4 protein-coding genes are annotated in these 4556 nt (G+C 72.9%); 3 read left to right on the top strand and 1 reads right to left on the bottom strand.

Annotated elements, in window-relative coordinates; genetic code table 11:
- Positions 1-175 precede the first annotated feature (175 nt).
- The 3 genes from EHS43_RS38010 to EHS43_RS38000 are packed head-to-tail and all read left to right on the top strand — an operon-like array spanning position 176 to position 3886.
- A complete protein-coding gene (locus EHS43_RS38010; RefSeq protein ID WP_125195168.1) occupies positions 176-1336 on the top strand; it encodes an NAD(P)-binding protein in 1161 nt (386 codons plus the stop codon).
- 43 nt (positions 1337-1379) lie between these two features.
- On the top strand, positions 1380-2360 hold the full coding sequence (locus EHS43_RS38005; protein WP_125195167.1) for a zinc-binding dehydrogenase: 981 nt from the start codon (positions 1380-1382) through the stop codon (positions 2358-2360).
- 44 nt (positions 2361-2404) lie between these two features.
- Entirely contained in the window at positions 2405-3886 is a 1482-nt protein-coding gene (locus EHS43_RS38000; RefSeq protein ID WP_125195166.1) for an MFS transporter, read from the top strand.
- Positions 3887-3975: 89 nt separating this feature from the next.
- Here the strand turns inward: EHS43_RS38000 and EHS43_RS37995 are convergent.
- The coding region (locus EHS43_RS37995; protein ID WP_185806588.1) for an FAD-dependent oxidoreductase at positions 3976-4556 on the bottom strand (581 nt) is incomplete at its 5' end.

Here is a 4556-nt window from a genome sequence, read left to right as displayed (position 1 = left end):
CCCTTCACCCTGCCCGCACCCGTCCCTCGGCTCACCATGCCCCCATCCTGCACCCCACCACTGACAATCCCCCTGACCTGCGCGAACAGCCTCCATGTCACATTCCGGCGCCCTCGACGAGTCATACCGACGACGACATGAAGACGCGACCCCGAGCAGAGGGAGAACCCCAGCCATGCACCGCATCACCGTCATCGGCGGCGGCCTCGCCGGGCTGACCGCGGCGATCACCGCCGCCGAGGCGGGCGTCAAGGTCACCGTGTACGAGGCCCACCACACGCTCGGCGGCCGGGCCAGGACCGCCGACGGGCCCTACCGCACGAACGACGGCCCGCACGCCCTCTACAGCGGCGGCCCGCACTGGTCCTGGCTCCGGCAGCGCGACCTCATCGGACCGCTCGCCCCGCTCCCGCCCCTGGAGGCGGCCCGGCTGCGCCTGCGGCACAAGGGCGCGCTGCGCCGCACCCCGCCCTTCGCGATGCTCAAGCTGCTGCGCCGCAGCGCCCAACAGGCCCCGGTCGACATGGACTTCCTGTCCTGGGCCACCGGGCAGGCCGGCGAGGAGGGCGCCCGCGCCGCCGCCCACTACTCCGCCGTCGCCCTCTTCCACCACGACCCGGGCGCCCTGTCCGCCGCGTTCGTGCAGGAACGCCTGCGGCGCGCCACCAGGCTGCCGCCCGAGGCGCACTACCCACGCGGCGGCTGGGCCGGCGTCGTCGACCGGATGGCCGCCCGCGCCTGGAACCTGGGCGTGCGGATGGAGACACTGTCCCGCGTCGACACCCTGCCCACCGACACCCCCGTCGTCGTCGCCACCTCCCTCGACGCGGCCCGCCGGCTCCTCCGGGACGACTCGCTGACCTGGCCGAGCGGCCGTACGGTGCTGATCGACCTCGCGCTGCGCACCCGGCGCGGTGACGCCTTCGCCGTCTCCGACCTCGACTCCCCCGGCTGGATCGAACGGTTCACCGCCCAGGACCGCACCCTGGCCCCCGCGGGCGAACAGCTCCTCCAGGGGCAGATCCCGATCGCCCCGCACGAGTCCAGGGCCGACGGCGTCGCACGCGCCGAGCAGCTGCTCGATCTCGCCTTCGACGGCTGGCGCGAGCGCGTCACCTGGCGGCGCGAGTCCGTCGCGAACGGTCGTACGGGAGCCGTCGACCTGCCCGGCACCAGCTGGCGCGACCGGCCCGCAGTCGACCGGGGCGACGGGGTCTACCTCGCGGGCGACCAGGTCGCGGCGCCCGGGGTCCTCTCGGAGGTCTCCTTCACCAGCGCGCTCACGGCCGTGTCGCTGGCCCTCGGCCGGAACGCCCTTGACCTCAAGCATGCTTGAGGTCGGAGGGTGGGTGCACACCTACACAGGAGGGTTCCGCCCCATGCACGCCATCCGCCTGCACGCCTTCGGCCCCGCCGAGAACCTCACCTACGAGCGGACCGAGGACCCGGTACCGGGCCCCGGTCAGGTCCGGATCGCCGTACGGGCGGCCGGAGTCCATCTCCTGGACACCGCCCTGCGCGAGGGCCACCAGGGGCCGCTGCCCCAGCCGACCGTGCTTCCCACCATCCCCGGCCGTGAGGTGGCCGGCACCGTCGAGTCCCTCGGCGAGGGCGTCGACAGCGCGTGGCTCGGCAAGCGCGTGGTCGCCCACCTCGGATTCGCGCCCGGAGGCTACGCCGAACTCGCCGTCACCGACGCCGACCGCCTCCACGAGATCCCCGGCACCCTCGACTTCGCCCAGGCGGTCGCCATGATCGGCACGGGCCGTACGGCCATGGGGATCGTCCAGTTCGCCGAGCTCGGCCCGGACTCCGTGGTCGTGATCCCGGCGGCTGCCGGAGGCATCGGCACGCTGCTCGTGCAGTACGCGAAGAACGCGGGGGCGACCGTCATCGGTCTCGCGGGCGGACCCTCGAAGACGGCACGGGTGCGGGCGGGCGGCGCCGACCTCGCCGTCGACTACACGGACTCCTCCTGGCCCCGCAAGGTCCGCGCCCACCTCGGCGGCCGGCCCGCCACCGTCGTCTTCGACGGGGTGGGCGGGGACATCGCCCGCGAGTCCGTCGCCCTGCTGGACGAGAACGGCCGCCACATCGTCTTCGGCTGGTCCGGCGAAGGGATCCACGACGGCCGCCCCTACCTCGTCGAGGGCGTCTCCGAGCAGGTCCTCGGGCCCGTCATGGCCCGGAAGGCGGGCGGCCCCCACCCCCTCCGCACCCTCGAAGAACGCGCCCTCGCCGAAGCCGCGGCAGGCCGCCTCACCCCCGCCGTACAACGCTTCCCGCTCGCCGAGGCAGCCGCCGCGCACCACGCGCTGGAGACCCGCGGCACGACCGGAAAGGTGGTCCTGGAGCCATGACACGCCCAGATGCGACCCGTACCGATTCATGGTCTTCTGACCAGGTGAATGTCACCCGAACAGGTGAAGATCCCCGTCGCTGGTGGGGCCTGGTGGTCATCGCCCTCGCCCAGCTGATGGTCGTCCTCGACGCCACCATCGTGAACATCGCGCTCCCCTCCGCACAGCTGGACCTCGGCATGTCCGACGGCAACCGGCAATGGGTGATCACCGCCTACACGCTGGCCTTCGGCGGACTGCTCCTGCTCGGCGGCCGCATCGCCGACCTGGTGGGCCGCAAACGCACCTTCGTGATCGGCCTGGTCGGGTTCGCCGCCGCCTCCGCGCTCGGCGGCGCGGCCACCGGCTCCGGCATGCTCTTCGCCGCCCGCGCCCTCCAGGGCGCCTTCGCCGCCGTACTCGCCCCGTCCGCCCTGTCCCTGCTGACCACGACCTTCACCGACCCCAAGGAACGCGGCAAGGCCTTCGGCATCTACGGCGCCCTCGCGGGCTCCGGTTCGGCGATCGGATTCATCGTCGGCGGACTGCTCACCGAGTACCTCAACTGGCGCTGGTGCCTGTACGTCAACGTGCCCATCGCGGTGATCGCCGTTTTCGGCGCCCTCGCCCTGCTGCACGACCGCCCCGGCCACGCCGGCGCCCGCCTCGACGTGCCCGGGGTCCTGCTCGGCTGCGGCGGCCTGGTCGCCATCGTCTACGGCTTCAGCGAGGCCCAGCCCCGCGGCTGGAGCGACCCCCTGGTGGTGGCGCTCATCGCGGGAGGCGTCGTCCTGCTCGCGGCCTTCGTGTGGTGGCAGTCCCGGGCCCCCTACCCCCTGCTCCCGCTGCACATCGTCAAGGACCGCAACCGGGCGGGCTGCTTCCTGACCATGGGCCTCGCCGTCATCGGCATGTTCGGCCTGTTCCTGTTCATGACCTACTACCTGCAGGTCGTGCTGGCCTACTCCCCCGTGCGGACCGGGCTGGCCTTCCTGCCGATGACCGCCGCGATCATCATCGGCTCGACCCAGATCTCGGCCCGCCTGATGAACCATGTCGCACCGCGCATGCTCATGGTCCCCGGCATGGTCCTCGCGGCGGGCGGCATGCTGTTCCTGACCCGGATGACCGTGGACAGCTCCTACACCACCGAGATCCTGCCCGCCCTGCTCCTCATGGGCCTGGGCATGGGCCTCACCTTCATGCCGGTGTTCTCCACGGCCACCGCGGGCGTCGCCCCGCAGGACTCCGGGGTGACCTCCGCGACCGTCAACACCTCGCAGCAGGTGGGCGGTTCGATCGGCACGGCCCTGCTCAACACGATCGCCACCACCAGCAGCACCGCCTACATCAGCGCCCACCTGACCGACCCGGCGAAGAAGGCGCTGGTCGTCAAGGAGGGCGTCGTGCACGGCTACAGCGTCGCCATCTGGTGGGCCGCCGGCATCATGCTCCTGGCCGGCCTGATCGCGGGCCTCATGGTCACCGCGAAGCCCCCGAAGCAGGGAGCTCCCGCACAGGCGCCGGTACCGGAATCCGTGGCCTGACAGGGGCCGGGCCGGTTGCCGGGCCGGAGGCGAACAGTCATGGGGTCAGCACCGAGAGGCTGACCCCGTACGCCGCCCGACGCACCCGATCAATGCCGCCCGGCGATCCGGTCCGCCCACCGTGCCAGCCGGGACGACTCCACGCCGTGCCCGCCGAACTCGCGCCGGTCCGCCGCGCGGTAGGTGGCGTACATGCCCTGCACCCCCAGCCAACGCAACGGCTCCGGCTCCCACTTGCGCACCCTGTGCCCCACCCACGGCAGTTCCGTCAGCTCGGTCCGCCCGCCCTGCCCGGAATCCTGCTGGACCAGATCCCGCAGGGTCCGGGCGGCCAGATTGGCGGTCGCGACGCCCGAACCGACGTAACCACCCGCCCAGCCGAGCCCCGTCGAACGGTCCAGCGTCACCGACGCACACCAGTCACGCGGCACACCCAGCACCCCCGACCACGCGGGCTCGATCCGCGTCCCTGCCAGCATCGGGAAGAACCCCACGAGGATCTCCCGCAGCGCCTCGACCGTCTCGGCCGGCGTCCGGCCGTCGCTGTCGGTGCGCGACCCGAAGCGGTACGGCACCCCGCGCCCGCCCAGCGCGATCCGCCCGTCGGCGGTGCGCTGCGCGTACATGTACGCGTGCGCCATGTCCCCCAGCGCCTCCCGCCCCTCCCAGC

The organism is Streptomyces sp. RP5T (genome assembly GCF_003933965.1).
GTDB lineage: Bacteria > Actinomycetota > Actinomycetes > Streptomycetales > Streptomycetaceae > Streptomyces.
Note: the sequence above shows the minus strand (reverse complement) of the source record. Positions and strands in the feature narration are given on the sequence as shown.

Excerpts from the sequence above, each read along its gene's own strand:
- EHS43_RS38010 (WP_125195168.1), top strand. The coding sequence starts at position 176 with ATGCACCGCATCACCGTCATCGGCGGCGGCCTCGCCGGGCTGACCGCG.
- EHS43_RS38005 (WP_125195167.1), top strand. The coding sequence starts at position 1,380 with ATGCACGCCATCCGCCTGCACGCCTTCGGCCCCGCCGAGAACCTCACC.